Source organism: Roseovarius litorisediminis (genome assembly GCF_900172295.1).
Lineage (GTDB): Bacteria > Pseudomonadota > Alphaproteobacteria > Rhodobacterales > Rhodobacteraceae > Roseovarius > Roseovarius litorisediminis.
Genome location: NZ_FWFL01000027.1, coordinates 1 through 3,793 on the forward strand (window position 1 = coordinate 1; position 3,793 = coordinate 3,793).

At 63.6% G+C, this 3,793-nt stretch carries 3 protein-coding genes; all 3 read left to right on the forward strand.

What is annotated here, in order from left to right; all coding sequences use genetic code 11:
- Positions 1–447: (2Fe-2S)-binding protein (locus PEL8287_RS19595; protein WP_139837884.1), on the forward strand; the 447-nt coding region annotated here is incomplete at its 5' end.
- A 99-nt stretch (positions 448–546) separates the two neighbouring features.
- Entirely contained in the window at positions 547–2,910 is a 2,364-nt protein-coding gene (locus PEL8287_RS19600; protein ID WP_085894131.1) for a xanthine dehydrogenase family protein molybdopterin-binding subunit, read from the forward strand.
- Between the two features lie 109 nt (positions 2,911–3,019).
- Positions 3,020–3,793, forward strand: a 774-nt coding sequence (locus PEL8287_RS19605) for an FAD binding domain-containing protein (RefSeq protein WP_085894132.1), incomplete at its 3' end; no start/stop codon positions are given.

Sequence of the window (3,793 nt, forward strand, 5' to 3'; positions counted from 1 at the left end):
TCGGCCGAATCTGAAGGGCGTACGTTATTGGTTGATTTTTTACGTGAGGGTTGTGGATTGACGGGGACGCATGTTGGGTGTGACACGTCGCAATGCGGGGCCTGTGTTGTGCATGTTGACGGGCGTGCGGTGAAGGCGTGCACGATGTTTGCGGCCGAGGCGGAAGGCTCTGAGGTTGTGACGATCGAGGGGATGGCGGGGTCTGACGGGACGCTGAGCGTATTGCAGCAGGCGTTTCAGGATCATCACGGGTTGCAGTGCGGGTTCTGCACGCCGGGGATGGTGATGTCTGCGGCGGCTTTGCTGGCGGAGAACCCGACGCCGTCAGAGGCGGAGGTACGGGATTATCTGGAAGGTAATATCTGCCGCTGCACGGGCTATCACAACATCGTCAAGGCGATTTTGGCCGCATCCGGCCAGGACGTCAGCGCCATTGCGGCGCAATAGGCGGCGCGCATCAGGCTTTGCCTGCGGGGCCGCTGGCGTGAGGGCGGATGAGCGGGACCGGAACAATCAGGGGGCAGACCCCACAGGGAGGATCAAGACATGCCAGCAGACGGAGGCATTGGCGCCAGCACCAAGCGGCGCGAGGACGTTCGGTTTCTGACCGGGACCGGCAATTACACCGATGACATCAACCTGAATGGTCAGGCCTATGTGCATTTTTTGCGCTCGGACGTGGCGCATGGGAAGATCAACAAGGTCGACACCGGGGCGGCCTCGGGCATGCCCGGCGTGGTGCGGATTTTTACCGGCGCGGATTTTGAAGGTGTGGGCGGCCTGCCCTGCGGCTGGCAGGTGACCGACCGGTTTGGCGAGGTGATGCAGGAGCCGGGGCACCCGGTTCTGGCGCAGGGCAAGGTGCGCCATGTGGGCGATCCGATTGCCGCGGTGGTGGCCGAGACTTATGCGCAGGCCCGCGATGCGGCCGAGGCGATCGAGGTGGATATCGACGAGCTTCCGGCGGTTGTCGACATGAAGGAGGCCCTGAAAGAGGGCGCGGCGAAGGTACACGACGAACTGACCAGCAACCTTTGTTATGACTGGGGATTTGTCGAAGAGAACCGCGAGGCGGTAGATGCCGCCATCAGGGGGGCGGCGCATGTGACCACGCTTGAGCTGGTCAACAACCGGCTGATTGCCAACCCGATGGAGCCGCGGGTGGCGGTGGGTGATTACAACCGCTCGACCGGCGATCACACGCTTTATACCACCTCCCAGAACCCGCATGTGATCCGGCTCTTGATGGGGGCCTTTGTGCTGGGCATTCCCGAACACAAGCTGCGGGTTGTCTCGCCCGATGTGGGCGGCGGCTTTGGCACCAAGATATTCCATTACGCCGAAGAGGCGTTCTGCACCTTTGCCGCCAAGGCGGTCAATCGCCCGGTAAAATGGACCTCGAGCCGGTCCGAGGCGTTCATGTCGGATGCCCATGGCCGCGATCATGTGACGAAGATCGAGCTGGCGCTGGACGCTGACAACAACTTTGTCGCGCTGCGCACCGATACACATGCCAATATGGGGGCTTACCTGAGCACCTTTGCGCCCTCGGTGCCGACCTGGCTGCATGGCACGCTGATGGCCGGCAATTACAAGACGCCGCTGATCTATGTGAACGTCAAGGCGGTGTTTACCAACACGGTGCCGGTGGATGCCTATCGCGGTGCGGGCCGGCCCGAGGCGACGTTCCAGCTGGAGCGGGTGATCGACAAGGCGGCGCGCGAGCTGGGCGTCGATCCGATTGCCCTGCGGCGTCAGAACTTCATCACCGAGTTCCCCTATGCCACGCCGGTGGCGGTGGAATATGACACCGGCGATTATCATGCGACGATGGACAAGCTGGAAGAGATTGCCGATCTGAGCGGCTTTGCGGCGCGGCGCAAGCAAAGCGAGGCGCGCGGTAAACTGCGGGGCCTGGGCATCAACTGTTACATCGAGGCCTGCGGTATTGCCCCCAGCAACCTTGTCGGCCAGCTGGGTGCGCGTGCCGGGTTGTATGAAAGTGCCACGGTGCGGGTCAATGCCACCGGCGGTCTGGTGGTGATGACCGGCAGCCACAGCCACGGACAGGGCCATGAAACCGCCTTTCCGCAGGTGATTGCCGAGATGATCGGGATTGACGCCGACATGGTCGAGATCGTCCATGGCGACACCAATAATGCGCCGATGGGCATGGGCACCTATGGCAGCCGGTCTTTGGCGGTGGGGGGCTCGGCGATGGTGCGGGCCACCGAGAAGGTCATCAACAAGGCCAAGAAGATCGCGGCCCACCTGATGGAGGCCTCGGAGGCGGATATCGAGCTGAAGGATGGCCAGTTCAGCGTTGCGGGCACCGACAAATCGGTGGCCTGGGGCGATGTCACGCTGGCGGCCTATGTGCCGCACAACTATCCGCTGGAAGATATCGAGCCGGGGCTGGAGGAGACCGCGTTTTACGACCCGGCCAACTTTACCTACCCGTCGGGGGCCTATGCCTGCGAGGTCGAGGTGGATCCCGACACCGGGCGCGTCACCATCGAGCGGTTCTCGGCGGCCGATGACTTTGGCAATATCGTCAACCCGATGATCGTCTCGGGTCAGGTGCATGGCGGCATCGGTCAGGGTATTGGCCAGGCGCTGCTGGAGGCCTGCGCTTACGATGAAAACGGCCAGTTGCTGACCGGGTCCTACATGGATTACGCGATGCCGCGCGCCGATGACCTGCCGTTCTATACCGTCGATCATTCCTGCCAGACCCCCTGCACGCACAACCCCCTGGGGGTGAAAGGCTGTGGCGAGGCCGGGGCCATCGGCTCGCCGCCCTCGGTGGTCAATGCGGTGGTCGATGCGCTGCAGTCGGCGGGCAGGGATGTCACCCATATCGATATGCCGCTGTCGCCGTCGCGGGTGTGGCAGGCGATGCAGGGATAGGATCAGGCGGGTGGACCGGGGGCCAGCCCCCGGACCCCCGGGATATTTATAGCAAGAAGAAGCAGGGTCGGAGAAACACCATCCCCCCGAGCTTTGGGAGAAACAGACCATGTATGCATTTGAGATTGAACGCCCGACACGTCTGGCCGATGCGGTGAAACTGCTCAACGATTCCACCGACAGCCAGCCCCTGGGCGGGGGGCAGACCCTGATCCCCACCCTGAAACAGCGGCTGGCCGCGCCTGATCGCCTGGTCAGCCTGAGCGGCATTGAAGAGATCCGCGGCATCTGCCGCGCCGACGATGACGCGCTTTGTATCGGCGCGGCCACCCCCCACGCCGAGGTGGCTGCCGGCGCCGGCGCCTATCCCGCGCTGGCAGGGCTGGCTGGCAACATCGGTGATCCGGCGGTGCGCAATCGCGGCACCCTCGGCGGTAGCCTGGCCAACAACGACCCCTCGGCCTGCTACCCTGCGGCGGCTTTGGCAAGTGCGGCCACCATCGTGACCAACACCCGCGAGATCGCGGCGGATGACTTTTTCCAGGGGCTGTTTGAAACCGCGCTGGACGAAGGCGAGATCATCACCGAGGTGAAGTTCCCGGTGCCGGATGCCGCGGCCTACATGAAGTTCGAGCAACCCGCCTCGCGGTTTGCCCTGGTGGGCGTCTTCGTGGCGAAATACGGCGCCGACGTCCGCGTCGCCGTTACCGGTGCCTCGGAAAACGGCGTCTTCCGCTGGCAGGACGCCGAAACCGCCCTGTCGGCCAACTTCCACCCCGACGCCCTGGACGGCCTCGCGCCCGACGCATCAACCATGATCTCGGACCTCCACGGCTCAGGAACCTACCGCGCACATCTCGTCACCGTCATGACAAAAAGAGCC